The sequence below is a fragment of the Bacillus sp. FS02 genome (assembly GCF_024398395.1).
In the GTDB taxonomy this organism is placed as follows: domain Bacteria; phylum Bacillota; class Bacilli; order Bacillales; family Bacillaceae; genus Bacillus; species Bacillus altitudinis.
Genome location: NZ_CP074101.1, coordinates 2575773 through 2601861 on the forward strand (window position 1 = coordinate 2575773; position 26089 = coordinate 2601861).

32 protein-coding genes and 1 other RNA gene are annotated in these 26089 nt (G+C 40.7%); 24 read left to right on the plus strand and 9 right to left on the minus strand.

What is annotated here, in order from left to right:
• The first annotated feature begins 108 nt into the window (after positions 1-108).
• The 11 genes from KFQ09_RS13005 (at position 109) to KFQ09_RS13055 (ending at position 10615) form a co-directional block, all read left to right on the plus strand.
• On the plus strand, positions 109-1146 hold the full coding sequence (locus KFQ09_RS13005; RefSeq protein ID WP_008347711.1) for a sugar-binding transcriptional regulator: 1038 nt from the start codon (positions 109-111) through the stop codon (positions 1144-1146).
• A gap of 31 nt (positions 1147-1177) precedes the next feature.
• A complete protein-coding gene (gene gap, locus KFQ09_RS13010) occupies positions 1178-2185 on the plus strand; it encodes a type I glyceraldehyde-3-phosphate dehydrogenase (protein WP_007500174.1) in 1008 nt (335 codons plus the stop codon).
• 213 nt (positions 2186-2398) lie between these two features.
• Positions 2399-3583 (plus strand): phosphoglycerate kinase, encoded by a 1185-nt coding sequence (pgk, locus tag KFQ09_RS13015; RefSeq protein WP_017359212.1) that lies wholly within the window; start codon positions 2399-2401, stop codon positions 3581-3583.
• Positions 3584-3613: 30 nt separating this feature from the next.
• On the plus strand, positions 3614-4375 hold the full coding sequence (tpiA, locus tag KFQ09_RS13020) for a triose-phosphate isomerase (protein ID WP_144739571.1): 762 nt from the start codon (positions 3614-3616) through the stop codon (positions 4373-4375).
• Entirely contained in the window at positions 4368-5903 is a 1536-nt protein-coding gene (gene gpmI, locus KFQ09_RS13025; RefSeq protein ID WP_144739569.1) for a 2,3-bisphosphoglycerate-independent phosphoglycerate mutase, read from the plus strand. Before tpiA ends, gpmI begins: the two co-directional genes overlap by 8 nt.
• Positions 5904-5932: 29 nt before the next feature.
• Positions 5933-7225 (plus strand): phosphopyruvate hydratase, encoded by a 1293-nt coding sequence (eno, locus tag KFQ09_RS13030; RefSeq protein ID WP_255835737.1) that lies wholly within the window; start codon positions 5933-5935, stop codon positions 7223-7225.
• A 280-nt stretch (positions 7226-7505) separates the two neighbouring features.
• Positions 7506-7775: a hypothetical protein gene (locus KFQ09_RS13035; protein ID WP_017368073.1), complete on the plus strand. Its 270-nt coding sequence runs from the start codon at positions 7506-7508 to the stop codon at positions 7773-7775.
• Positions 7776-7834: 59 nt separating this feature from the next.
• On the plus strand, positions 7835-8602 hold the full coding sequence (locus KFQ09_RS13040; RefSeq protein ID WP_017368072.1) for an ATP-binding cassette domain-containing protein: 768 nt from the start codon (positions 7835-7837) through the stop codon (positions 8600-8602).
• Positions 8574-9971: a hypothetical protein gene (locus KFQ09_RS13045; RefSeq protein ID WP_255835738.1), complete on the plus strand. Its 1398-nt coding sequence runs from the start codon at positions 8574-8576 to the stop codon at positions 9969-9971. The genes KFQ09_RS13040 and KFQ09_RS13045 overlap by 29 nt, the downstream gene beginning before the upstream one ends.
• Positions 9968-10333: a hypothetical protein gene (locus KFQ09_RS13050; RefSeq protein ID WP_255835739.1), complete on the plus strand. Its 366-nt coding sequence runs from the start codon at positions 9968-9970 to the stop codon at positions 10331-10333. Before KFQ09_RS13045 ends, KFQ09_RS13050 begins: the two co-directional genes overlap by 4 nt.
• Entirely contained in the window at positions 10334-10615 is a 282-nt protein-coding gene (locus KFQ09_RS13055; RefSeq protein ID WP_074041889.1) for a hypothetical protein, read from the plus strand. It begins immediately after the preceding gene.
• A 20-nt stretch (positions 10616-10635) separates the two neighbouring features.
• On the opposite strand, the gene KFQ09_RS13060 is transcribed toward KFQ09_RS13055, so the two are convergent.
• Both KFQ09_RS13060 and KFQ09_RS13065 read right to left on the minus strand, forming a co-directional pair.
• A complete protein-coding gene (locus KFQ09_RS13060) occupies positions 10636-11100 on the minus strand; it encodes a GNAT family N-acetyltransferase (RefSeq protein ID WP_035389418.1) in 465 nt (154 codons plus the stop codon).
• Between the two features lie 15 nt (positions 11101-11115).
• Complete coding sequence (locus KFQ09_RS13065; RefSeq protein ID WP_035389416.1) at positions 11116-11580, minus strand: hypothetical protein; 465 nt, start codon at positions 11578-11580, stop codon at positions 11116-11118.
• Between the two features lie 118 nt (positions 11581-11698).
• On the opposite strand from KFQ09_RS13065, the gene KFQ09_RS13070 reads away from it, so the two are divergent.
• Positions 11699-12334 (plus strand): MarC family protein, encoded by a 636-nt coding sequence (locus KFQ09_RS13070; RefSeq protein WP_206114045.1) that lies wholly within the window; start codon positions 11699-11701, stop codon positions 12332-12334.
• A gap of 54 nt (positions 12335-12388) precedes the next feature.
• Here KFQ09_RS13070 and KFQ09_RS13075 read toward each other — a convergent pair whose 3' ends face one another.
• Positions 12389-12925 (minus strand): GbsR/MarR family transcriptional regulator, encoded by a 537-nt coding sequence (locus tag KFQ09_RS13075; protein WP_017359221.1) that lies wholly within the window; start codon positions 12923-12925, stop codon positions 12389-12391.
• 269 nt (positions 12926-13194) lie between these two features.
• Between KFQ09_RS13075 and KFQ09_RS13080 the strand changes: the two genes are divergently transcribed.
• From KFQ09_RS13080 to KFQ09_RS13095, 4 genes are read left to right on the plus strand one after another with little or no spacing between them, the layout of a single operon-like run.
• Positions 13195-14343 carry a betaine/proline/choline family ABC transporter ATP-binding protein gene (locus tag KFQ09_RS13080; protein ID WP_017359222.1) on the plus strand — a complete coding sequence of 383 codons (1149 nt, stop codon included), beginning with the start codon at positions 13195-13197 and terminating at the stop codon, positions 14341-14343.
• 13 nt (positions 14344-14356) lie between these two features.
• Complete coding sequence (locus KFQ09_RS13085; RefSeq protein WP_008347681.1) at positions 14357-15010, plus strand: ABC transporter permease; 654 nt, start codon at positions 14357-14359, stop codon at positions 15008-15010.
• Positions 15011-15023: 13 nt separating this feature from the next.
• Positions 15024-15941: an osmoprotectant ABC transporter substrate-binding protein gene (locus KFQ09_RS13090; RefSeq protein WP_008347678.1), complete on the plus strand. Its 918-nt coding sequence runs from the start codon at positions 15024-15026 to the stop codon at positions 15939-15941.
• Positions 15942-15962: 21 nt separating this feature from the next.
• Positions 15963-16652, plus strand: a complete 690-nt coding sequence (locus KFQ09_RS13095) for an ABC transporter permease (RefSeq protein WP_008347676.1) — start codon at positions 15963-15965, stop codon at positions 16650-16652.
• Positions 16653-16733: 81 nt separating this feature from the next.
• On the opposite strand, the gene KFQ09_RS13100 is transcribed toward KFQ09_RS13095, so the two are convergent.
• The 3 genes from KFQ09_RS13100 to KFQ09_RS13110 all read right to left on the minus strand — a co-directional run bounded on the left by KFQ09_RS13100 (position 16734) and on the right by KFQ09_RS13110 (position 18073).
• Positions 16734-17054, minus strand: a complete 321-nt coding sequence (locus tag KFQ09_RS13100; RefSeq protein WP_255835741.1) for a catDE operon transcriptional regulator CatR — start codon at positions 17052-17054, stop codon at positions 16734-16736.
• A gap of 82 nt (positions 17055-17136) precedes the next feature.
• Positions 17137-17538 (minus strand): helix-turn-helix domain-containing protein, encoded by a 402-nt coding sequence (locus KFQ09_RS13105; RefSeq protein WP_008347673.1) that lies wholly within the window; start codon positions 17536-17538, stop codon positions 17137-17139.
• A gap of 130 nt (positions 17539-17668) precedes the next feature.
• Positions 17669-18073 carry a helix-turn-helix domain-containing protein gene (locus KFQ09_RS13110; protein WP_007500204.1) on the minus strand — a complete coding sequence of 135 codons (405 nt, stop codon included), beginning with the start codon at positions 18071-18073 and terminating at the stop codon, positions 17669-17671.
• Between the two features lie 154 nt (positions 18074-18227).
• Here KFQ09_RS13110 and KFQ09_RS13115 point away from each other — a divergent pair, with 154 nt between their 5' ends.
• The 7 genes from KFQ09_RS13115 to ssrA all read left to right on the plus strand — a co-directional run bounded on the left by KFQ09_RS13115 (position 18228) and on the right by ssrA (position 23593).
• Complete coding sequence (locus KFQ09_RS13115; protein WP_008347669.1) at positions 18228-18461, plus strand: helix-turn-helix domain-containing protein; 234 nt, start codon at positions 18228-18230, stop codon at positions 18459-18461.
• Between the two features lie 37 nt (positions 18462-18498).
• The gene (locus tag KFQ09_RS13120) at positions 18499-18789 is read left to right on the plus strand and encodes an AbrB/MazE/SpoVT family DNA-binding domain-containing protein (RefSeq protein WP_008347666.1); all 291 of its coding nucleotides are present in this window, start codon (positions 18499-18501) and stop codon (positions 18787-18789) included.
• Positions 18790-18976: 187 nt separating this feature from the next.
• Positions 18977-19210 (plus strand): preprotein translocase subunit SecG, encoded by a 234-nt coding sequence (secG, locus tag KFQ09_RS13125; protein WP_003212746.1) that lies wholly within the window; start codon positions 18977-18979, stop codon positions 19208-19210.
• Between the two features lie 123 nt (positions 19211-19333).
• Positions 19334-20080 (plus strand): alpha/beta hydrolase, encoded by a 747-nt coding sequence (locus KFQ09_RS13130; RefSeq protein ID WP_008347663.1) that lies wholly within the window; start codon positions 19334-19336, stop codon positions 20078-20080.
• A gap of 19 nt (positions 20081-20099) precedes the next feature.
• Positions 20100-22439: a ribonuclease R gene (gene rnr / locus KFQ09_RS13135; protein ID WP_017359227.1), complete on the plus strand. Its 2340-nt coding sequence runs from the start codon at positions 20100-20102 to the stop codon at positions 22437-22439.
• Between the two features lie 139 nt (positions 22440-22578).
• Positions 22579-23049, plus strand: a complete 471-nt coding sequence (smpB, locus tag KFQ09_RS13140; RefSeq protein ID WP_008347658.1) for an SsrA-binding protein SmpB — start codon at positions 22579-22581, stop codon at positions 23047-23049.
• A 180-nt stretch (positions 23050-23229) separates the two neighbouring features.
• Positions 23230-23593: a transfer-messenger RNA gene (ssrA, locus tag KFQ09_RS13145) on the plus strand.
• A gap of 110 nt (positions 23594-23703) precedes the next feature.
• Here the strand turns inward: ssrA and KFQ09_RS13150 are convergent.
• Positions 23704-24540, minus strand: coding sequence for a hypothetical protein (locus tag KFQ09_RS13150; RefSeq protein ID WP_017359228.1), 837 nt, complete (start codon positions 24538-24540; stop codon positions 23704-23706).
• A gap of 427 nt (positions 24541-24967) precedes the next feature.
• Between KFQ09_RS13150 and KFQ09_RS13155 the strand changes: the two genes are divergently transcribed.
• Positions 24968-25534, plus strand: coding sequence for a hypothetical protein (locus KFQ09_RS13155; protein ID WP_017359229.1), 567 nt, complete (start codon positions 24968-24970; stop codon positions 25532-25534).
• A gap of 102 nt (positions 25535-25636) precedes the next feature.
• Here the strand turns inward: KFQ09_RS13155 and KFQ09_RS13160 are convergent, their stop codons facing one another.
• Both KFQ09_RS13160 and KFQ09_RS13165 read right to left on the minus strand, forming a co-directional pair.
• Positions 25637-25882 (minus strand): hypothetical protein, encoded by a 246-nt coding sequence (locus KFQ09_RS13160; RefSeq protein ID WP_017359230.1) that lies wholly within the window; start codon positions 25880-25882, stop codon positions 25637-25639.
• A 19-nt stretch (positions 25883-25901) separates the two neighbouring features.
• Positions 25902-26057: a hypothetical protein gene (locus tag KFQ09_RS13165; RefSeq protein ID WP_017359231.1), complete on the minus strand. Its 156-nt coding sequence runs from the start codon at positions 26055-26057 to the stop codon at positions 25902-25904.
• Between the last annotated feature and the right edge of the window lie 32 nt (positions 26058-26089).

Sequence of the window (26089 nt, forward strand, 5' to 3'; positions counted from 1 at the left end):
TTAAAATAATTAAAGAAAGCAGGGATTGATTTTTTTTGGCTGTGGCGGGACGTTTTTTGTCACAGTGGGACGTTTTTAGTCCAACGTGAAAAGAAAGGGTCGTTAGCCATGAATCGTTTATTGGAAGCTCAAAAAAAATTATTACCAGATCTTCTCACAGTTATGCAAAAGCGCTACGACATTTTGCAGTACATCAGATTAGCTGAACCAATTGGTCGCAGAAGTCTTGCGACAAGTCTTGGTCTGAGTGAACGTATCTTAAGAGCTGAGGTTCAGTTCTTAAAGGAACAAAATCTGCTGGATGTCAAAACGAGCGGTATGATGCTGACGACTGAAGGTCATGCTTTGCTTGAAATGCTTGAAGGAATGATGAAGGACGTTTTAGGTTTAACCTTTTTGGAAAATACATTAAAGAGGAAATTAGGCCTAGAAGAAGTCATCATCGTTTCTGGTGACAGCGATGAATCCCCGTGGGTGAAGCAAGAAATGGGAAGAGCTGCTGTCCAGTGTATGAAAAAAAGGTTTACTGGAAATAATATCGTCGCCGTCACTGGCGGAACGACGATGGAAGCTGTTGCCGAAATGATGACCCCTGATGCCAAAAACAGAGACATGATGTTTGTCCCTGCGAGAGGCGGTCTTGGGGAGAATGTAAAAAATCAGGCAAACACCATTTGTGCCCACATGGCTGAAAAAGCTTCCGGTACTTACAAACTGCTGTTTGTTCCAGGACAGCTGTCAGAAGGTGCTTACTCTTCCATTATTGAAGAGCCGTCTGTCAAAGAAGTGCTTCAAACGATTAAATCATCCACGATGCTCATTCATGGAATCGGTGAAGCAAAAACAATGGCGATGAGACGAAACACACCCGCTGAAGATTTAAAAAAGATTGATGAGCATGACGCAGTGACAGAGGCTTTTGGCTATTACTTTAATCGTGATGGCGAGGTCGTCCACAAAGTGCACTCCGTCGGCATGCAGCTAGATGATTTAGAAAGCATTCCACACATCATTGCTGTTGCAGGTGGATCATCAAAGGCTGGAGCCATTGAAGCTTATTTCAAAAAACCCCGCCGAACGGTTCTCGTCACAGACGAAGGAGCCGCAAAAGAGTTATTAAGGGAGTCAATCGATCCCTCAATATAAAACATTGTGACCTATAAAAGGAGGAAACATCATGGCAGTAAAAGTCGGTATTAACGGATTTGGACGTATTGGACGTAACGTATTTCGTGCAGCATTAAACAATCCTGAAGTTGAGGTAGTAGCGGTTAACGATCTAACAGACGCTAACATGCTTGCACACCTTTTACAATATGACTCTGTTCACGGAAAACTAGATGCAGAGGTTTCTGTAGACGGTACGAACTTAGTAGTAAATGGTAAAACAATCGAAGTATCAGCTGAGCGTGACCCTGCGAAATTAAGCTGGGGTAAACAAGGCGTAGAAATCGTTGTTGAATCTACTGGATTCTTCACAAAACGTGCAGACGCTGCTAAACACTTAGAAGCTGGCGCTAAAAAAGTTATCATCTCTGCTCCTGCTAACGAAGAAGATATCACAATCGTTATGGGTGTAAACGAAGACAAATACGATGCAGCTAGCCACGATGTCATCTCTAATGCATCTTGTACAACAAACTGCTTAGCTCCATTTGCAAAAGTACTTAACGATAAATTTGGTATCAAACGCGGTATGATGACAACTGTTCACTCATACACAAATGACCAACAAATTCTTGATCTTCCGCACAAAGACTACCGTCGTGCTCGTGCAGCTGCGGAAAACATCATCCCAACTTCTACAGGTGCTGCGAAAGCTGTTTCACTTGTATTGCCTGAACTTAAAGGTAAATTAAACGGTGGCGCTATGCGTGTTCCAACACCTAACGTTTCTTTAGTTGATCTTGTTGCTGAATTAAATCAAGATGTGACAGCTGAAGACGTAAATGCAGCACTTAAAGAAGCAGCTGAAGGAGAACTTAAAGGAATCCTTGGCTACAGCGAAGAGCCATTAGTATCTGGTGACTACAATGGTAATGCAAACTCTTCAACAATCGATGCTCTTTCTACAATGGTAATGGAAGGCAGCATGGTGAAAGTCATTTCTTGGTACGATAACGAGAGTGGATATTCTCACCGCGTTGTTGACCTTGCAGCTTACATTGCAAAACAAGGTCTTTAATTTCTCACACTGAAGGAACTCACTTGGTTCTTTCCTAGAGACACGATATAATGAAGACGGACAAGGGAAGGGGAAGCATCCCTTTCCCTTTTTCTCTGTATTTATCCGTTCTGCACGATTTCTCGTTTTGATGAGGGCAAAATGGGAAAAGGATAAAGAGAGACTTGTCCAATGCGTAAGGAAACCAGAATAAAGGAGGATCTCCTGACGAGCATGAATAAGAAATCAGTAAAAGACATTGACGTAAAAGGTAAAGTTGTGTTCTGCCGCGTAGATTTTAACGTTCCAATGAAGGACGGAAAAGTGACGGATGATACTCGTATTCGCGCAGCATTACCAACGATTGAGTATTTAACAGGACAAGGCGCAAAGGTACTACTAGCTAGTCATTTGGGTCGTCCGAAAGGTCAAGTTACTGAAGAACTGCGTCTGACACCTGTAGCAAAACGTCTGCAAGAGCTTCTTGGACAAGAAGTGAAAAAAGCAGATGAAGCTTACGGCGACAACGTGAAAAAGCAAATCTCTGACTTAAAAGAAGGAGATGTGCTAGTGCTTGAAAACGTTCGTTTCTATCCTGGTGAAGAAAAGAACGATCCTGAATTATCAAAAGCGTTTGCTGATTTAGCCGATGTGTATGTCAATGATGCGTTCGGTGCTGCACACCGTGCACATGCATCCACAGCTGGTATTGCAGCGTATCTTCCGGCTGTTTCAGGCTTCCTCATGCAAAAAGAGCTTGAGGTTCTAGGGAAAGCCATTTCAAACCCTGATCGCCCATTTACAGCGATTATCGGTGGCGCAAAAGTAAAGGATAAAATCGGTGTAATTGAAAGTCTTCTTGATAAAGTGGACAACCTGATCATCGGCGGCGGACTTGCTTATACATTTGTCAAAGCACTTGGCCACGAAGTAGGAAAATCTCTATTAGAAGAAGACAAAGTAGATTTAGCGAAATCCTTTATGGACCGTGCAAAAGAAAAAGGCGTGAACTTCCTGATTCCAACAGATGTTCTGGTAGCCGACGACTTTTCAAATGATGCGAATACAAGCATTGTGCCAATCTCTGAAATTCCAAGTGATCTAGAAGCACTTGATATTGGAACAGAGACAAGAGAGAAGTATGCTGATGTCATTAAAAACAGCAAACTTGTTGTCTGGAACGGACCAATGGGTGTATTTGAAATCGATGCATTCGCTAAAGGAACAAAAGCAATCGCAGAAGCACTGGCAGAAGCAAAAGATACATATTCTGTCATTGGCGGTGGAGATTCAGCAGCAGCTGTTGAGAAATTTGGTCTTGCCGATCAGATGAGCCATATTTCTACAGGTGGCGGCGCTTCACTTGAATTTATGGAAGGCAAAGAACTTCCAGGTGTGACTGCATTAAACGATAAATAAGACCAAAACTGCTATAAGGAAGTGTCAATCATGAGAAAACCAATTATAGCTGGGAACTGGAAGATGAACAAAACACTTGGTGAAGCTGTAAGTTTCGTTGAAGAAGTCAAGTCATCTATTCCATCTCCTGACAAAGTGGAATCTATTGTCTGTGCACCAGCCCTTTTCCTTGAAAAGCTGAACAGCCTTTCTAACGGAACAGACCTTAAAATTGGTGCGCAAAACATGCACTTTGAAGAAAACGGTGCATTCACTGGTGAAATCAGCCCTGCTGCGCTTAAAGATCTTGGCATCGGCTACTCAGTGATCGGTCATTCAGAGCGCCGCGAATTCTTCGCTGAAACAGATGAAACAGTGAACAAAAAAGCACATGCTGCATTCAAGCATGGCATCGTTCCAATCATCTGTGTAGGTGAAACGCTTGAAGAACGTGAAGCAGGCAAAACAAACGAACTTGTCGCTGATCAAGTGAAGAAAGCACTAGCTGGTTTAACGAAGCAGCAAGTCGCTGAATCTGTGATTGCCTATGAGCCAATCTGGGCGATCGGTACAGGTAAATCTTCTACAGCGAAAGATGCAAACGATGTTTGTACGCACATTCGCCAAACGGTTGCAAGTGAATTTGGTCAAGAAGCGGCAGACAGCCTTCGCATTCAATATGGCGGAAGCGTGAAACCTGCGAATATTAAAGAATATATGGCAGAATCCGATATTGACGGTGCTTTGGTAGGCGGCGCAAGCTTAGAACCTCAGTCTTTCGTTCAATTATTGGAGGAAGGTCAATATGAGTAAGAAACCAGCTGCATTAATCATCTTAGATGGATTCGGTTTAAGAGGCGAAACAGTCGGTAACGCTGTTGCCCAAGCAAAGAAACCGAACTTCGACCGCTACTGGAACGAATTCCCGCATCAAACCTTAACGGCTTCAGGTGAGGCAGTGGGCCTCCCAGAAGGTCAAATGGGGAACTCTGAAGTTGGGCATTTGAACATCGGTGCAGGACGCATCGTGTACCAAAGCTTAACAAGAGTGAATGTTGCCATTCGTGATGGGGAATTTGAGAAAAACGAAACGTTCCTAGATGCAATGACTTATGCAAAAGAAAATGACAAGGCGCTTCATTTATTCGGTCTCTTGTCAGACGGCGGTGTGCACAGCCACATCCAGCATCTTTTTGCCTTGCTGAAACTAGCGAAAAAAGAAGGCTTAACAAAAGTATACATTCACGGCTTCTTAGACGGACGTGATGTTGGTCAGAAGACAGCGAAAGTGTACTTAAAACAGCTTGAAGAACAAATCAAAGAAATCGGTGTCGGAGAAGTGGCAACACTATCTGGACGCTATTACTCAATGGACCGTGACAAGCGCTGGGATCGTGTGGAGAAAGCATATCGCGCGATGGCGTATGGTGAAGGCCCAAGTTATCAAAACATCTATGATGTCGTTGATGACTCCTATGAAAATGGAATCTACGATGAGTTCGTTATTCCATCTGTCATTACGAGAGAAAATGGTGAGCCGGTTGCAAAAGTAAACGACGGCGACTCTGTGATTTTCTATAACTTCCGTCCAGACCGTGCGATTCAAATTTCAAACACATTCACAAATGAAGATTTCCGCTCGTTTGACCGCGGGGAAGCACATCCGAAGGATTTACACTTCGTCTGCTTCACACACTTCAGTGAAACGGTAGATGGCTATGTGGCTTTCAAACCAGTGAACTTGGATAACACAGTAGGAGAAGTACTTTCTCAAAATGGATTGAAGCAGCTGCGGATTGCTGAAACAGAGAAATATCCTCACGTGACGTTCTTTATGAGCGGTGGACGTGAAGAAGAATTTCCTGGAGAAGACCGCATCTTAATCAATTCACCAGATGTCGCAACCTATGACCTCAAGCCAGAAATGAGCGCTTATGAGGTAAAGGATGCACTTGTTGCAGACATCAATGCTGATAAGCATGATGCGATCATTCTGAACTTTGCTAACCCAGATATGGTGGGGCATTCAGGTATGCTTGAGCCAACAATCAAAGCCATTGAAGCAGTAGATGAGTGCTTAGGAGCTGTAGTCGACGCAATCCTTGCAAAAGGCGGACACGCCATCATCACGGCAGACCACGGTAACGCAGACGTGCTCATTACCGAAGAAGGAAAGCCGCATACTGCACATACAACGAATCCTGTGCCAGTCATCGTAACGAAAAAAGGTGAGACGCTTAGAGAAGGCGGCATTTTAGCTGATCTATCTCCAACGCTTTTAGACTTACTTGGACTTGAAAAACCAAAAGAGATGACAGGAACATCATTGATTCAGAAATAACAAATTGATTCAAAAGGAGAGAAATAACGATGCCATACATTGTTGACGTATATGCACGCGAAGTATTAGACTCTCGCGGTAACCCAACAGTTGAAGTAGAAGTTTACACAGAATCTGGCGCCTTTGGCCGTGCACTAGTACCAAGTGGTGCTTCTACTGGTGAATATGAAGCAGTAGAACTACGTGACGGAGACAAAGACCGTTACCTTGGAAAAGGTGTTTTGACAGCTGTAAACAACGTAAACGAAATCATTGCACCAGAGCTTTTAGGCTTTGATGTCACTGAACAAGTAGCAATTGACAAAATGTTAATCGAACTTGATGGAACAGAAAACAAAGGGAAATTAGGTGCAAACGCAATCCTTGGCGTATCTATCGCTGTAGCACGTGCGGCTGCTGATTTCTTACAAATTCCACTTTATCAATACCTTGGTGGATTCAACTCCAAAACGCTTCCAGTACCGATGATGAACATCGTCAACGGTGGAGAGCATGCGGATAACAACGTAGACATTCAAGAATTCATGATTATGCCTGTAGGTGCACCGAACTTCCGTGAAGCACTTCGCATGGGCGCACAAATCTTCCATAGCCTGAAATCTGTATTAAGCGCGAAAGGCTTAAACACAGCTGTAGGTGACGAAGGTGGATTCGCTCCAAACCTTGGTTCTAACGAAGAAGCACTTCAAACAATCGTAGAAGCGATTGAAAAAGCTGGTTTCAAACCAGGTGAAGAAGTGAAACTTGCGATGGATGCTGCATCTTCTGAGTTCTACAACAAAGAAGACGGTAAATATCATTTATCAGGCGAAGGTGTTGTGAAAACATCTGCTGAAATGGTTGACTGGTATGAAGATATGGTATCGAAATACCCAATCATCTCGATCGAAGACGGCCTTGATGAAAACGACTGGGAAGGTCACAAACTATTAACTGAGCGTCTTGGCAGCAAGGTTCAGCTAGTAGGAGACGACTTGTTCGTAACAAATACGAAGAAGCTTTCTGAAGGAATCAAAAACGGCGTTGGTAACTCAATCCTCATCAAAGTAAACCAAATCGGTACATTAACTGAAACATTTGATGCAATCGAAATGGCGAAACGTGCAGGCTATACAGCTGTTATCTCTCACCGTTCTGGTGAAACAGAAGACAGCACAATTGCAGACATTGCAGTTGCAACAAACGCTGGACAAATCAAAACAGGTGCTCCGTCTCGTACGGACCGTGTGGCGAAATACAACCAATTACTTCGCATCGAAGATCAATTGGCTGAAACAGCTCAATACCACGGCATTGCTACATTCTACAACTTGAATAAGTAATGTAAAGTAACGCGCTGCGTGCGCTCTTTTGAAAAGAGCGTATCGCAGCGCTTTTTTTATGTTGAAATAAAGATGCAAAGCTGGCTCAAGCGAATTAGCTCTGCTTCCTTTGTCATATCCTATTTTTGTAAAAAATCATCCTTCAGTCAGAGGAGAAACGATGAGCTTGACGATTTATAAGCAATAAATCATGAAAACTCTACTAAAAATATGATCTGAATTGAACTTATGCTATTTGCATGGGGGTGGTATCATTTTACATATATTAGGGGGTGATGAGATGCTGAATCCTTTTAGCCTTCGTTTTCCAGTAGGCGTGTACATGTATGTCCTTCACCTACTGGCGGCATATGATGAAAGGAAGCAACGAATTCTAACTTCTAAGAACGTACAGAAAAATGCATTTTGGATTTATGTCCTTGCTGCTATCTTAGGCATTGTGACAGTTGCCGCTTTGATTTGGGCATGCAAAACATTTGGAAAAGGCTCGAAATTTTTAGGAGAGTTCAAATTTTTAGGCATGTACATTAAAATCAAATGCGGCTTTTAACAGATGGTGAGAACAGATGCGAGGTCATCTGTTCTATCTGAAATAAATGGAGGGACATGATGCTGACATTACACTTAACAGAAAAAACGTATAGCCGCACCTTTTCTCTCCGCGATATTCAGTTAAATGTGGAGAAAGGACGTATGCTTCTGCTTTTGGGGCATAATGGTGCAGGAAAGACCACGATGATTCAGTCTATGTTTGGCCTGACACCATTTACGGGTTTTGTCTCTTTGCATGGTAAACAGCTGAATTTTCAATCCTCAGCACATATCTCCTTTTTGAAAGAACATGTTTCCTATATTCCTGATGATCATGCTTTGTTTGATTATTTAACGCCGAGAGAATATTTTCATTTACTCCAGCTTCCAGACAAACGAAATGGACCTCGAGAAGAGGCCTTCGTCGAACTTTTTGAGCTGAAACCTTATATGGATCAGCCAATTGCCCAGTTGTCTCATGGCAATCAAAAGAAAACCCAAATCATTTCACAGCTCCTTAGGCCTTGTGATTATTATGTATTCGACGAGCCTACAAATGGACTTGATCCAGATATGATGATCATCTTAAAAAAGGTGCTCATGAAGCTGAGAGATCAAGGCGCAGGCATTCTCATTTCTACCCATCATTTGGGCTTTGGTGAGACATTGTATGATCACCTCATGATCTTAAGAAACGGTGATATCAAGCTGGATATGTCACGTCAAGAAACAAACAAAACATTCCCTCATCAAGCACTTGAGGATATTTATAAAGAAGTGAATCAAGATTACTATATGCAGGTGGAGAGGTTGCTCAATGACTTGGACACGACACGTTCTTCATAAAATAGAATGGGGCATGCTCACAACGAAAATCAAGCAGCTTGGCAAAAAATATCCTTTGCAGCTTCTCGCCGCAGCCGTTTTTATGTTGCTGATCTACTCCATATACGTTGTCATGAGCCTGCGTTTTTTTATGCAAGTAGGGGAGAACGAACCAGTTGCTTTATACCTTCAATTTGTGAAAATGACCCTGCTGCTTTTGGGAGCAGGTATTGTCTTTTCCCGTCATAAAATGAAGCGTCAAGAGTATCAGTTCTTCTTTTTGAATAGTGCGATGCAAAGTGTCTCATTTGTCCTTTGTGTGTATTTCTTTCCGGTGCTGTTTTGTTTCATCATGCTTGGTCTGCTTTTTTTACCCATTCTATTAGGGCTGATCATTAGCGGCGTTACACTATCTTTGTATTGGATCATTGTGGTAGGGATCACTTGCTGTGGATTGGCGCTCTGTACGCTTGCTTCTTGGATGCTGATACGCATTGGTGTGAGCCATTTTATATCAAAAACAAAAGAGCATTTACTGCTGCAAACGATTGGATTTGTGACGCTCGGTGCTTTCGTGTTTCTCCTTTTTCAAAAAGCGGTTGAGATGATTCACGTATGGCCGTCTATCTATCTTGTATTTCTGATGATCTTTCTATGTGCAGGGTGGTTTTGGCTGAAAGGCTTGGCGGCTTGTTATGTCAATCGGATGTTTTTGCAGCTAAAGGTAGAGGTGAAGTCGTTTTCTTACCAAAAAATCAGATCGGATTCTTCATTTTTCACACATCTGCGGCAGGAGCTTGTTTATTTTAGCCGATCAGCTGTGTTTAAAGAACAAGGTATTTTGTTCCTGTTTCTTGTCTGTTTCACGATAGGTCTCCCATTCATCTTTACTCCGGAAGAGATTGGCTGGCTGTTTGCTTTTATTGTGCAGTTTGCCTTAAAGGAGATCCTTATTATGCTTCCTCTGATGATTGGCAGGGAATATCATCTCCATCAGCGAGCCATTTTTATGTTAAATACATCAAAGGGTGCCTATTTATTATCAAGAATTTTATTTTATTACACAATGAATATATTGATTTATTTTGTCTATATCGGGCTTGCTTATTTCATGATTGGGGTTGAAAGTGAAGGGCACGGTTTGGCAAGCTTGTCCATTTTATTGATTACTGTCATGGCGGCATGTGTCGGGTTTGTCGTGAAGATTAGTGATTTTAATAAACTGTTTGTGATCGTGATGATGATTGCTGTGTTCAGTATGTTGGATATGCTTTTAGTCCAGTGGCTTTCAGCAAATATCCAGCTGCTCTCAACTGCCTATATGGCTTGTTCAGCCGCATTCTTCATCTTCATATATGCTGCCATGCTAAAGAGGCCGATTGTGCGATGATGACGCTTTTATTTTGCTTAATAGCCGTTGTGCTCATTCATGAACTCGGACATATCCTGATGGTGATGGTGTGCAACAAAATCGAAAAAAAACCCATCTTTGATTATGTGGTGATGATCGATTGGAAGCACGTGTCGATTGTCCATGAGAAATTTTCACGGCCGGGTTTTAATATGATGGTCGCACTTGCAGGTCCTGTGTTTCCAGTGATCTGCTCGGGTGTGCTTTTCTTCATGTGGTGGCATCCATTGACGCATCCATTGCTGCTATTTTCTTTATTAAATACAGTAATGCTGCATCCAGCTTGCCCAGACGGGAAAAATATCATCGCCAGTTTAAAAGAGATGAAAGGAGAGAACTAAATGGTTAAAGTATTTCATTCGTTTTCTAGCGGCTTAACGCTTGCGATGCTTTATGTGTTTGCTGTGTTTATGACACCAGTATTTTTAATGCTGCTAGAGGTTCATCATGTTGAATCAAGTCCAACTCTATTTGGTATGCCATTTTATATCATGAAAATTGAACAGTATCAATTCAGCTCAGAGGCAACGCTCTTTGGGTGCGTGGTCTGTTTTTTAGCGGGTGCCGCTCTCTACTTCTTGATTCAATATATGATTCATGCAGTGAAAAAGAGAAGAACATAAAAAAAGCAGGCTGAATGAAGTCAGTCTGCTTGAAGAACGAGTGACAACCGCACCATATCCATACACTGAATACCGTTCTCATAAATCGGTTCATCATAGTGCTTCAGAAAGAAATCGTGATCGATAGACGCCATGCGAAAACCGCATTTTTGATAAAGGGCGAGCTGCTGAATACTAGAGTTGCCTGTGCCAATTTCAATTGTATGAAAGCCAGCTGCCTTGGCTTCTGAAATAGCATGGCGGATCAGCTGCTTCCCAATTCCTCTACCTTGCCATGACTCTTTCACGGCGACATTCATGATTTCCACTGTCTGCTGAGACAGAGGCGTCAGAACATACACACCAATCATGTCCTGTTTATGAAAAGCAACATAACAAGAACCAGATTGTACATAGGCAATGACTTTTTCAGTTGAAGGGTCAGCTAATAGTAAAAGATCCATAGGAACAGATTGATCATGAGACAATGGCCGAATCTGTATCAAATCATTTCATCCTCTCTATTCTTTGATATACCCTTGTTTAACACCCCAATCATATTGATCCTGCACCCATTGAGAAGGAGGATGATGGGTGACATTTGGGTCTTTCTTAACAGTTGTTTTCCTAGTCGTTTGTGCTGCCTGCTTATTCGCTTGAGCCGTTGCTTTCGCTGATGCCAGTTCTTTTTGAAGCTGATCTATTTTTAACTCAAGCGCTTTACGCTGTTTGGTTTCTTTTTGATGCGCCTTCTTTTCTTTCTTCAGCTTGTTTGTGACGGTGGACAATTCCTTTTTTTGACCATCCATTTCATCTTTCATATCCGTTCCTTCTGACTTTAATTGTGTCAGCTGCTCATCATTCTTTCTCATTTCTTGCTGGTGTTTTTTCTCTGCCGCGGTGAGCGACTGCTGCTGCCACACAATCCAGCCAGTTGCACCTAGGATGATCACAGACAAGACAATGATCGTGATGTTTTTTTTCATGTTCTATTCCCCTTTCGTTAAACCTCTATTATCATCGGTTAAAACAAACCAGGTTTTAACAGAACAAGGGAATATTCGCATCAGATTAGCAGACACTATGAAAAAAGGAGGGTGTCTGTTGATTTCCTTTATGATTCATGTCATTGTGTCACTATTTGCTGTCTCAAACCCCATTGGAAACGTGCCTCTTTTCATCACTTTAACAGAAGGCTACTCAGAAAAAGAACGCGCCCAGACGGCCAAAAAAGCGATTGTTGTGTCTTTTATAATTTTGATTGCCTTTCTTTTGGCAGGCAGGCTCATTTTTAAATTGTTTGGCATTGATATCCATGCACTCCGTATCGCTGGAGGTATTTTTATTTTTGGTATCGCTTACAATTTACTGAATGCAAAAGAGTCACATGTTCAAAACCCTCATTCGGATGAAAAGGCAGAAAGCAAAGAGAAGGATGATGTTTCGGTGACCCCGCTCGCCATTCCGATCATTGCCGGACCTGGTACAATTGCGACCGTCATGAGCTTAACGCCAGGAAGCCACCAAGTAACGCTTCATCTGCTTGCGATTCTTATTGGCATTGTGGTTGTACTTGCCATGACCTATTATGCATTTCATTATTCAAGTTTCATTATGCGAAAAATGGGGAAAACAGAGATGAATGTCGTGACACGATTAATGGGATTGATTTTAGCTGTTGTGGCAGTAGAGATGATTGGCGCAGGGATCAAAGGGATGTTCCCAATGCTGATGTCATAAGTGTATATAAAAAAGCTGTTTTTTTCTACAAAATTGTAAAATAAAACAGCTTTTTTAAGGTTTTGGCACATGTTGAAATACTTCTTCACTTTCAAAGAACTCAATTAAACGGCTAATCCAGTCATAATAATCGAGACTTTCCTTGATTTCTGAAAGAAGAAGATTGATTTTATCTACTGTTTCTTCTGGCAGGTCATCTTGTTCAAGCAGCTCCAGCAATTCCTTGCATGTCTTCTTATGTGCCTTGCGATTTTTGCTGACAACACGTGACCAATTGGCTGCAAACAATGAAATAAAGGTTTGATATTGATCTTGCTCAACGTCATATAAATCTTTGCGTATTCCTTTTTCATAAACCTTTTCAGCAATATTCAGATCAAGCATTTCTCGAACGACTTGACTCATTCTTGTTTTGCTCATGCCGGTCGCCTCTGAGAGCTCACCGAGCGTCATTGGTTTACGGTTCATATGAATGATACCAAGCACTCTACCCACTGTGGCAGAAAGACCAAAGGCATTCATGTTTTCGGCAGCTTTTTCAATATAATGATCCTGTGCTTTTTGAATGGCGCCTAACGCTTGCTTGTCCATTCCCCGCTTCATCCCTTCACGACTGACAATTTGTAACACAATATATCATATACCTGTTTGTTGATGAAAACAATAAATATTGAGTATTTGCTCGTAAGTTGGAGGAAAAAGGAGGGATCGGTACATATCAGGCCGTTAACTGAAAATTTTAAATAAATCTTATGCAATACAAACACATTGTAAACTTTTTATTTTATAAAGTTTGCACTATAATAAATAAGGTGTAAATTTTCTGAAAATATATATCCGACTAATTGGAGGTGTCTCATTTGCTGAAACTAGAGAATGTATCTAAGACGTATAAAGGCGGAAAAAAAGCTGTCAAAAATATTGATTTAGAAATAGCAAAAGGAGAATTTATTTGTTTTATTGGACCGAGTGGCTGTGGAAAAACGACAACCATGAAGATGATTAACCGACTGATTGAACCTTCCTCAGGAAACATATTGATCGAGGGAGAAAACATTATGAAAAAAGATCCAGTCCAATTAAGAAGAGAAATTGGTTATGTGATTCAGCAAATTGGACTTTTCCCTCATATGACCATCGCACAAAACATTTCCCTTGTGCCGAAGCTGCTGAAGTGGCCGGAAGAAAAACGAAAAGAACGAGCGCGTGAATTGCTCAAACTCGTCGACATGGGGCCGGAATACTTAGAGCGTTACCCGCATGAACTCAGTGGAGGACAGCAGCAGCGTATCGGCGTTCTTCGCGCACTCGCAGCAGAACCCCCTTTAATCCTGATGGATGAACCATTTGGAGCACTTGACCCGATCACAAGAGATTCATTGCAGGAAGAATTTAAGAAACTGCAAAAAACGTTAAATAAAACAATCGTATTCGTCACACATGACATGGATGAAGCGATCAAACTTGCAGACCGCATTGTCATTTTAAAAGATGGAGAGATTGTCCAAGTGGGCACACCAGATGATATTTTACGTAACCCTGTGAACGAATTCGTAGAAGAATTCATCGGGAAAGAACGTCTGCTTCAGTCAAATCCGAATATGGAACGTGTGGAACAAATGATGAACACATCTCCAGTCACAATTACCGTCGAAAAAACATTGACAGATGCCATCTTTATTATGAGAGAAAAGCGGGTTGATTCCCTGCTTGTCGTTGATGAAAATCATGTGCTGAAAGGCTATATCGACATTGAAACCATCGATGCAAACCGTAGAAAAGCAGCCTTCGTTGGCGATATTTTAAATACAGAATTTTATACAGTACAAGAAGGTGCACTTCTTAGAGATACTGTCCGAAAGATCTTAATACGCGGCATTAAATATGTACCGGTTGTCGATGCAAAAGGGCACTTAAAAGGCATCGTCACACGTGCAAGTCTTGTAGATGTCGTATATGACTCTATTTGGGGAGAAGATACCCCGGAGGCTGTCACTGAAATGAACTAAGGGAGGTGTACACATGGATCAAATCATCGATTTTCTTGAGAAAAATGGTGGGGAACTCCTCACAAAAATGTGGGAGCATTTATACATTTCTTTAATTGCCGTTGTGTTAGGCATTATCGTGGCCGTTCCTTTAGGCGTCATTCTTACACGAATGAAAAGAGGCGCCGGTTTTGTCATCGGCGTCGTGAATATCTTTCAAACACTCCCTAGTTTAGCGATTCTTGCATTTTTTATTCCTATTTTGGGAGTTGGAAAAATACCTGCGATCGTTGCGCTATTTTTCTATTCCGTTTTGCCTATTTTAAGAAATACGTATGCCGGTGTTCAAGGTGTGAACAAAAACTTGCTTGAATCTGGTAAAGGGATTGGCATGACGACATGGGAACAAATTCGTCTTGTGGAACTGCCGCTTGCTGTTCCGGTCATTATGGCAGGGGTCAGAACCTCAACGATTTATTTAATTGGGTGGACAACACTGGCTGCTTTTATCGGTGGAGGCGGTCTTGGTGACTACATTTTAATTGGGCTTCAGCTTTACCAGCCGGAATACATTATTGCGGGTGCGATCCCTGTCACTATTTTAGCAGTCATCATTGACCTTACATTGATGAAGCTTGAGAAAAAAGTAACACCAGAAGGCTTAAAAGGATTGAAGGAAGTTTCATAAGGAGTTGGCTCATGTGAAGAATCGAAAAACAAAATGGATCAGTGCACTGCTTGCCGGATGCTTGCTATTCATAAGTGGCTGTTCACTTCCTGGACTAGCCGGCTCTTCAGGGAGCACGCTGCGAATCGGTGCACAAAACTTTACAGAATCAGAAATTATGGCCTATATGGTGGGAGACATCATTGAGCATTACACAGATAAAAAGACAACCATTGTGAAGAATTTAGGCTCAAATACGGTGCAGCAGAAAGCAATGGAAAACGGTGATGTCGACATTTCGGCAACACGATATACAGGCACGGATTTAACAAGTACGCTAGGAATGGATGCAGAAAAAGATCCAAAGCGTGCAATGGAAATCGTCCAGAAAGAATTCAAAAAACGCTATGATTACAAATGGTTTGATTCCTATGGGTTTGATAATACGTATGCCTTTGCTGTGACGCAGAAGATGGCGAAGGAAAACAACCTAGAAACAGTCTCTGATTTAAAAAAGAATGCCAAAAATTATCGCTTCGGTGTGGATAATATTTGGCTGAAAAAGAAAGGTGACGGTTACGAAGGGTTTGTGAAAACATACGGAATTGAATTTGGAAGCACTTTTCCGATGCAGATCGGTCTAGTCTATGACGCATTGAAAAATGAAAAAATGGATATTGTGCTTGCCTATTCAACAGATGGCCGGATCAAAGCGTATAATCTCAAAATCTTAAAAGATGATAAACGATTCTTCCCACCATACGATGCATCACCAGTTGTCCCTGAGAAGGTATTAAAAGAAAATCCAGGACTGGACAAGGTGATCAACAGGTTGATTGGAAAAATCGATACCGAACAAATGCAAGAGCTCAATTATCAAGTCGATGGAGAACTAAAAGAACCAGCGACTGTTGCGAGAGATTTTTTAAAGAAACACAATTACTTTGAGTAAGATTGGGAGGTGTCAGAGCTGATGGACACACTGCAGCAATTATGGGCGTATTATCAACAGAACGGTTCATATGTGTTAGAAGAATTTTACCGGCATTTCCTCATGTCAGCGTATGGGGTATTATTTGCGGCAATTGTCGGAATACCAGTCGGCATCTTTGTGGCGCATTACCGCAAACTGAGCAATTGGGTGTTCGCAATAACCAATGTCATTCAAACCATTCCAGCGTTAGCGATGCTTTCTGTGTTGATGCTTGTATTAGGACTTGGCGCAAATACAGTCATCTTATCACTCTTTTTGTATTCGCTTCTGCCGATTATCCGTAACACGTACACAGGTATTGTCAGCATTGAGCATGCCTATTTAGAATCGGGGAAAGCGATGGGTATGACGAAATGGCAAGTGCTGAGAATGGTTGAATTACCGCTTGCTTTATCTGTCATTATGGCTGGTTTAAGAACCGCACTTGTGATCGCAATCGGTATTACAGCGATTGGGACATTTGTTGGTGCAGGAGGACTTGGTGATATCATCATCAGAGGATCAAACGCGACAAACGGAACAGCCATTATTTTAGCAGGTGCTATTCCAACTGCGCTCATGGCCATTATTGCCGACCTTGTCATGGGCTGGCTTGAACGCTATTTAAGCCCAACCAACAAGAAAAAAGAAAGCAAGGCGTTAGCTGAAAAAAACATGACGTCCGCATAAATGCTTGAAAAGACAAAACCTCCTCTACATCTGTAGGGGAGGTTTTTTTATCATGATTAGGCGGCTCACATCAGGAGACATTTATGATTCAAGTGTGATCCATTCAGAGGACCATTTCGCAATTTCCTCAAAAACGGGTGCAAGTGAGCGCCCCATATCAGTTAATGAATACTCAATACGCACGGGTGTTTCAGCAAAAACCTCCCGTTTTACAATGCCTGCTGCTTCCAGCTCTTTTAATCTCTCAGATAAAACCCTTCCGCTTAAATTGGTCAGAGTTGCTTCGATTTCACTAAAGCGCTGTGAACCTGAGAGAAGCTGAAAAACAATCAGTGCCACCCAGCGTTTACTTAATAACTCAACTGCTTTTTCAAACCGTGGGCACATATCAGATTGATTCATCTTTCTTCACTCCAATCTGAACCCATTATACCGTAATTCTGTCAAAAATCGGCGCAAAAAGCTTGTCAATGATCAAAACATTTTACGATGACGAACGGCTGTTTAGTAGAAATAACAAATAGCGGTTTAAATCCTCTATTTCATGTTTAGAAAGGGTGGACCATATGTCGCCATTAAATATTTCAAGATCATCAAGTTCATATTGCTCTGCTGCTTCTTTTATTTGGGTAAAAGCCGTTTCTTCTTCCTTTATGACATAGGCAGAAGATGCTTCTTCAATATACCCTGCAGCCTGCATCATGTCCTCATAAGGTACTTTTAATGCACCTGCTAGTTTTTTAATTGTAGGAGGTTTCGGAATGCCGCGTTTCCCGTTTTCAATCCGAGAAATACCAGCAGCGCTGACCTCTGAATACATCGCTAATTGGTTCACCGATAGTTTCCTTTTCTCACGTAATGCTCTTAAATATGCACCGAAGTTCATCAACTCAAAACCTCACATGGTTAAAGATTAGTTATCTCTAGTGTACTCGATTTGTTGACTATTGGCAATAAGTGTACCATGAAAATATTGACATTAGTTAATGGTGGATGTATCTTATGTTTATGCCCCGCTATTTGTTCGCCTTTTTTTGGTTAATGAGCGTGAGAAAGTATTGATTCAGCTGGCTGATGTCTTGTGCGGTGAGTGTTTCCCATTGGTCTCCATCGAAAATAGGGAGATGTTCTACATCCTTTTGAAGCGCCGTTTGATAGATTTTTAATATGGATTCATATTTCGGTTTCATTTCATGCACTTTTTCCTGTTCAATATAACCGGCAAGCAGCATTAAATCCTCATAAGGCACCTTCAAAGCGCGTGCTAATTTTTTTATGGTTAAAGGCTTTGGCACACCACGCTTTCCATTCTCAATCCGAGAAATACCGGCAGCGCTTACGCCTGAATACATGGCGAGTTGATTGACAGACATCTTTCTATTCTCTCTTAAAATGCGTAATTGTTCACCAAAGTGATTCATGTCATCGAACCTCACATTTCAGTATATGACTTATTTTAGTATGATCATTGACCAAAGGAAATAGAAAGGGCATAAAAGTGTTGACATAAGTTAATGAATCCGGGAGATGTGAGAATCCTACATGTTGTACATATTGATCCTATAGGAGGTTGTAATGATGGTCGAAAAGATTCAGATCAGGCGGGCTTTTGTGATGCAGTATATGATTGAAAACGATATGTCTTTAAATCAGCTCGCAGATGAAATTGGCATCTCTCCTGCCACACTCAGCAGGGTATTGAATGGTCACCGGAAGCCAGGACAGCTTGTCATTGGCAAAATGATTCATTACTTTGATAAAAAATTTGAAGATTTATTTTACTATGAAGATGTTGACAAAAGTCAATGAACGAAATCATCTTATGATCATAAAGGAGGCGGCTTCATTGAAAAGAACTGGAATGGTAAGACACATCGATTCGCTTGGCAGAATTGTTCTGCCTTCAGAAATGCGAAAGGTACTCAATATAAAGGAAGAGCAGCTGTTAGAAATTTTCATCGAAGATCAAACCATTATGCTGAAAAAATATGATGCAGATAAGAGCTGCTTATTAACTGGCCAAATAACGAAATACAACAAAAGCTATGGAAATGGTAACGTCGTGCTGAGTCCTGAAGGAGCTGAACGGTTGTTAGTAGAATTAAAACAGCTCTTAAAAGAAGAAGCAACTCGCTAAAAACGCTTTTTAACCTCAAAAATTGCATATAAAAAATGCTGCATACAATCCATTGGAGCGAAATTGAATCAAAATGACAAATAAAGTCGACAATATATAGGAAATCTTTATTTTGATGTTTCGTGACATGCACCTTGTTTTCATGTAAAATAAAGTTATGTGTACCAGTTTGTCTGGAGGTGTTTTCATGCACGCATTTGTTATCACATTACTCGTAATTGTCAGTATCGCACTTATCATCGTTGTATTATTACAATCAAGTAAAAGTGCAGGACTGTCAGGCGCTATTTCAGGTGGAGCCGAGCAGCTTTTCGGTAAGCAAAAAGCGAGAGGTCTTGACTTGATTCTTCACCGATTAACTGTCATTTTGTCAGTGCTTTTCTTCATCTTAACACTTGCATTGGCATATTTAGGCGTGTAGGCGCGAGTAACAGAAGGTCTGATCTTTTTTCAGACCTTTTTTTATTATCAGCACTCTTTTGTGTTTGTTTCATACATACAAGTGGAAAATATAAACCATATCAGAAGGAAAGGAAGTCACATCATGAAAGTTGTTACACCAAAACCATTTACGTTTAAAGGTGGAGAAAAGGCGGTGCTTCTTCTTCACGGTTTTACTGGGAATACAGCCGATGTTCGTATGCTTGGGCGTTATTTGAATGAAAGAGGCTATACATGCCATGCACCTCAATACAAAGGACACGGTGTACCACCAGAGGAGCTTGTTCATACAGGTCCTACAGATTGGTGGAAAGATGTAGAAGAAGGCTATCAATTTTTAAAAGACGAAGGTTATGAGGAAATTGCGGTTTGCGGACTATCCCTCGGAGGAGTTTTTTCATTGAAATTAGGTTACACTGTACCTGTAAAGGGAATTGTACCTATGTGTGCACCTATGTACATAAAAAGTGAAGAAGTCATGTACCAGGGTGTACTAGATTATGCCCGTAACTATAAAAAATTCGAGGGTAAGTCAGAGGATCAAATTGAGCAAGAGATGGAAGAGTTCAAGAAAACACCAATGGGTACACTCAAGGCTCTTCAAGAACTCATTGCTGATGTCAGAAACAATGTTGACATGATTTATTCACCTACTTTTGTTGTTCAGGCACGTCATGATCATATGATTAATACAGACAGTGCAAACATTATTTATAACGAAGTAGAGACTGATGAAAAACATTTAAAGTGGTATGAAGAATCGGGCCATGTTATCACGCTTGATAAAGAGCGGGAGAAGGTTCATCAGGATGTATATGCATTCTTAGAATCACTCGATTGGTCAATTTAAATATATAGGGGGTTAGAGTGTGCAAAAAGAAGAATTTATGGATGAATTACTTGCGTTTATGCAAGAAGAGGCGTACAAACCATTAACGGTACAGGAATTAGAAGTCATGATGGAAATTACCAATCCAGATGATTATAAAGAGCTCGTCAAAGCACTTGTGATATTAGAGGATCAGGGACTGATCGTCCGTACCCGCAGCGACCGCTATGGTGTACCGGAAAAAATGAACTTGGTCAAAGGGAAGCTGTCTGCGCATGCAAAAGGATTTGCATTTGTGACACCAGAAGAGTTTGGACAGGATGATATTTTCATTCCGCCAAATGAGCTAGGCACAGCAATGAATGGTGACACCGTGATGGTTCGTGTCAGCCACAAATCAAATGGCACCAAAAAAGAAGGAACGGTCATCCGTATTCTGGAACGTAATACTCAGACAGTTGTCGGTACCTATACAGAAACGAAAAGCTTTGGTTTTGTCATTCCTGATGATAAAAAAATCACAAACGATATCTTCATTCCGAAATCCGCTAAAAACGGAGCGGTTGAAGGTCATAAAGTCGTTGTCACGCTGACAAGCTATCCAGAAGGAAGAATGAGCGCAGAGGGTGAAGTGACTGAAATCCTTGGTCACAAAAATGACCCTGGCATCGATATTTTGTCGATTATTCATAAACACGGGCTACCAGGTGAGTTTCCGGAAGAAGCGCTCCAGCAGGCAGTAGACACACCTGAAACGATCGATGAAAAAGACTTAGAGGGCAGGCGTGATCTGCGCAACGAAACGATTGTGACCATTGATGGTGCAGATGCAAAGGACTTGGACGATGCGGTTACTGTGCAAAAGCTGGATGATGGTAAATACAAACTAGGTGTGCATATTGCGGATGTCTCTCATTATGTAACGGAAAACTCTCCAATTGATCAGGAAGCCTATGAGCGCGGAACGAGTGTGTATCTTGTAGACCGCGTTATTCCAATGATTCCTCATCGCCTGTCAAATGGCATTTGCTCATTGAATCCGAAGGTTGATCGTCTCACACTCTCTTGTGAAATGATCATTGATCGAAGTGGGAAAGTCGTCAAACACGAAATTTTCCAAAGTGTGATCAAAACGACGGAAAGAATGACCTATTCCGATGTGAATAAGATTTTAGTTGACCAAGATGAAGAGCTTTTAGACAAATACGAGCCGTTAGTACCAATGTTCCAAGAGATGGAGAAGCTTGCAGAAATTCTGCGTGACAAGCGAATGGAGCGCGGAGCAGTCGACTTTGATTTCAAGGAAGCAAAGGTGCTTGTAGATGATGAAGGCGCAGCGAAAGACGTAGTCATTCGTGAGCGTTCAGTTGCAGAGAAATTAATTGAAGAATTCATGCTGGTGGCAAACGAAACAGTTGCCGAGCATTTCCACTGGATGAATGTTCCGTTCATTTACCGAATTCACGAAGAACCAAATCCTGAGAAGCTTCAGCGCTTTTTAGAGTTCGTGACGACGTTTGGTTACATTGTGAAAGGAACGTCAACGAACATTCACCCGCGCGCACTTCAAAGTGTCCTCGATGCTGTCAGGGATCAACCAGAAGAAGTCGTCATTCAAACTGTGATGCTTCGCTCTATGAAACAGGCGAAGTATGATCCAGAAAGCATTGGCCATTTTGGATTATCTACCGAATTCTATACACACTTCACGTCGCCGATCCGCCGTTACCCGGATTTAATCGTGCATAGGCTGATCAGAACCTATTTAATAGAGAAAAAGACAGACGAAGCGACCCTTGAAAAATGGGGTCAATTGCTGCCAGAAATCGCAGATCATGCATCTACAATGGAGCGCCGCTCTGTTGATGCTGAGCGCGAAACAGATGACCTGAAAAAGGCAGAGTTTATGCTTGATAAAATCGGTGAAGAGTTTGATGGTATGATTAGTTCCGTTACGAATTTCGGACTATTCGTTGAACTGCCGAATACGATAGAAGGTCTTGTCCATGTGAGCTACATGACAGACGATTACTATCGTTTTGATGAACAGCACTTTGCCATGATCGGTGAACGTACAGGGAATGTCTACCGTATCGGTGACGAAATCACTGTCAAAGTGGTGAGTGTGAATAAAGATGAGCATTCCATTGATTTTGAAATCGTCGGGATGAAAGGCACTCGCCGTAAATCACCAAAAGACTTCAAGTTCAAAAAACGGACAGATCCACCAGCCAAAAAAGGACGCGGAGGTCAAAAGGCCTCTGGGGAAAAAGGCAAAGAGGATAAAGGCGGCGACTGGTTTACAGGTCGTAAAAAGAAGAAAAAGAAAAAACGCGTTTTTGATAACGCACCGAAACAAAAGCGCAAAAAGAAAAAGTAACGTGACAAAAAGCAAATAGGGCACCATGCTCTATTTGCTTTTTGACCACGTGGCAGCAGCATTGTCGAAAGCTGGATTGTTTGATAAAATAATCCGTACGATTTGGACCGTGTCTGTGTCAAAAGGAGGGTGTACGCCAATGCCAAAGGGAGAGGGAAAGGTTGTTTCCCAAAACAAAAAAGCCAATCATGATTATTTTATAGAAGAAACATACGAAGCCGGCCTTGTATTACAAGGAACTGAAATCAAATCCATTCGAGCAGGAAAAGTGAATTTAAAAGATTCCTTTGCCAAAATCGAACGAGGAGAAGTGTTTCTTCACAATATGCACGTGAGCCCATACGAGCAGGGGAACCGTTATAACCATGATCCGCTCAGAACGAGAAAGCTGCTTCTTCATCGCAAGCAAATCAGCAAATTGATTGGTGCGACAAAGGAAGAGGGCTACTCACTTGTTCCCATTAAACTCTATTTGAAAAATGGCTTTGCCAAAGTGCTAATTGGAGTCGGTAAAGGGAAGAAGAAATATGATAAACGTGAAGATCTGAAGAAAAAAGATGCGAAACGTGAAATCGAGCGTGCTTTCCGTGACCGGCAAAAGCAATTCTAGACGCATGCAGATGGCTTGCTGAGAGCGGAAGCATTATGCTACAATATGTTATGCAGTAAACAATCATCGTCGTTTTTTACAGAAACCACCAGTTGTTTCGAGCGATGAGATTGTTATAATAGTCATATACGGAAGCAGTTAAGCTAAAGAACGTTTCCATCCCGTATATCCCTTTTACAAGGGGACGTTACGGATTCGACAGGGATGGTTCGAGCTTAGGCTGCGAGCCGAGAGGCGATCTCGTTAACACGCACCTAAATGTAACTGGCAAAACTAAAAGTTTTAACCAAAACTTAGCACTAGCTGCCTAATAAGCGCAGCGAGCTCTTCCTGACATCGCCTATGTGTCTGTGAGGAGCCCAATGAAGTAGGCTACGCTTACGTTTTCGTCTGAGGACGTAAGAAGAGATCCATCAGACTAGCTCTCCAAGCGCCCGTCAGCAGGCATGAGGATGAGTGAACACGTAAATATGTTGACTACGCTCGTAGACGCTTAAGTAATCGATGTCTCTGGACGTGGGTTCGACTCCCACCGTCTCCATATGATTTTAAAAAAGTGTCAAAACCCATGTTAGATAAGGGTTTTGACACTTTTTAAATACGTGAAATTTTATAGTTGCAATGAACTTTTGCTATATGTTGCTGTTACAAATATTATAGGAATTCATAATTTAGTTTCAGTTGTTTATATATAAGTGAACTTCGTTCAAGAATAGCTTGATTAACAAAAGTTAAAAATTCACTCAGATTATTTTCATCTTTGGTACTAACTGTTCCTTTAAAGTGATTGCGCCAAAATTCTTTTGGTTCACTGGTTAAATCTTTTGGGTTTTCTAAAAAGCTCTGCAAAAAATTCTTCTCCACAAAATTAGGCCAAGTTTTAAAACTTAAAATCCACTTAGCGGATTCAATAATATATTTTTTATACTTAAAAGTGTTATTGTTCATTGTGTTTTCTAAAAAAATCTCAATAGAATCATTACTATTCATAAAATCATTTAAAATGACTTTAATATGGTTCAAAGTTAGATCCCAATAATCATAGGTAGATTTATAACGTTTGCTATTAAAAGGAGAAAACCAATTTTTATTATTTTTGATGGCGTATACAGGTATAAAATTACCTACTGTGTGTGTTAATTTTGCATAATCTTTAAATATAGGATTAGATAAATCATATGTCTCCTTATAAAAGGCTTTGTAAGGAGTTACAAATGAATTCATTGTTTCTCCATTTGCCTCAACAAAATCTGTTTGTTTAGTATTCCAGAATTCAAATTGATTTCCCCATAAGCGTTTGTATATTTCGAGGGTCAAAGGTAATCTATCACAATCAGATTGGGAACCATAAATATTACCTTTATATAGAATAATATTTGCAATAGGGTTTTTTTCATCATATATTAAATTTCTTAAATCAAAAACCTCTCTTTTGAAATCATAATTTATAAATTCTTCTTCTGAAAGTTCCATTAATTCATCAAAAGTCATTCGTAAGTTCTCCTTTATGTCCACTCTTTATTTATTAGAAGATTATCTAACTTCATTTTTTAACCTCTTTATTATACTTTAATATACTTCATGTAATTCATTTCACACTTGAAATTCAAAAATTAAGAAGCGATTCGGCAATGTAGCTTGTTTCTAAACTTTCAGAAGCCGTCGTATCTAGTGTCTGGAAGATAGATGCTTAGGTTGTTTCTTATAGAATTTTTTATTAGAAAGTTAGGGAGAATACCTAAATATACCTATTTTTTAACCGATGATAATTTGTAGGGAAATATCACCAGATAATGACAGGGGGACATTTTAGTTAAAAGAAAAAAGTTCGAATAGACCCTACAAAGCATATGATGAAACAGCTAAAGTAGTTGACGAATTAGAAAAAGTCTCAAAGGATAAGGAGTAATTCATAAAAATGAAAACAAACAAAAAGACAATCATTTCAGTATTTCTTTTAGTATTTACATTGATGATGGGTACAGCATGCGGTAAAAATGAATCAGAAAACGGTTCATCAAACAAAGCAGCAGCAAAACAAGAAAAAATAGAAAAAATGACTGATAGCGAATATGCATCATGGTATAAGGGATATCTAAAACGGTTTGAAGAAAGAATTATGTCTTTTGTTTTATCGTTGGTTCCTTTAGACGAGGTTTACGATAAAGAATGGGCTAGTGATGTTGAGACAAAGATTGATAGCATGAGAGAATTACTCAGCGAAGCCAAAGACAAAGAAGTTAAAGTTCCTGATACGTATAAAAAAGTAAACGAGTACTTGGTGAAAGCGGATGACAAATTTGAATCACTTTTCAAAGATATCTTAAAAGTAATCAAGCGAGATAAAGTCAGTGATGATGATTTAAGTTTCATGAATTCTAGAATGAAAAAAGCTTTAGAAGAAGTGGATAATGCTAAAAAAGAGATGAGTAAAATGAAAGACAATAAATCAAATGAAAAACAAAAAGATAAATCAAATTCATAATTAAGTAAAGAAAAAGACGTCTGCTTTACAAAGCTCAGAGGGTCTTAAGAATAACGAGTTTAGTTCACAACGTAAGAAGGATGCTACATACTGTCATCCTTCTTACTTTTCATGTAAGTTCCTTGAAGAAAACCGAACCAACCGAATAAACAAAGGACAAACCACAATCACCGCCATCATCAACAAAAGCCCATCAGGCATAATCTCCACAAATGTTGTCTGAATCACATAAACCGCAATCAGCAGCAAATAACTCATCAAAAATAACAGCTCAGATCGTTTCTTCTGAAATGGCTTCTCTAAAAGAATCAGCATGAACAAACCTGCCATGATGATCAAAAAAGTCATCTCCTATCAAGCCTCCTTTTCATTCATCTCCACATTGTACAGATATTTCACTTGCTACAATATGCTTTATCCATAAAATAAGTAAAAAGTAATGAACAGATAAGGCGCCACGACTAGTAAAATGACGAACGCTTTCCAAAAAACCGCCAACCAAATCAAAATCACATCTTCCCATTTGAGACGTCCTCATATATAGTAAGATTAGAC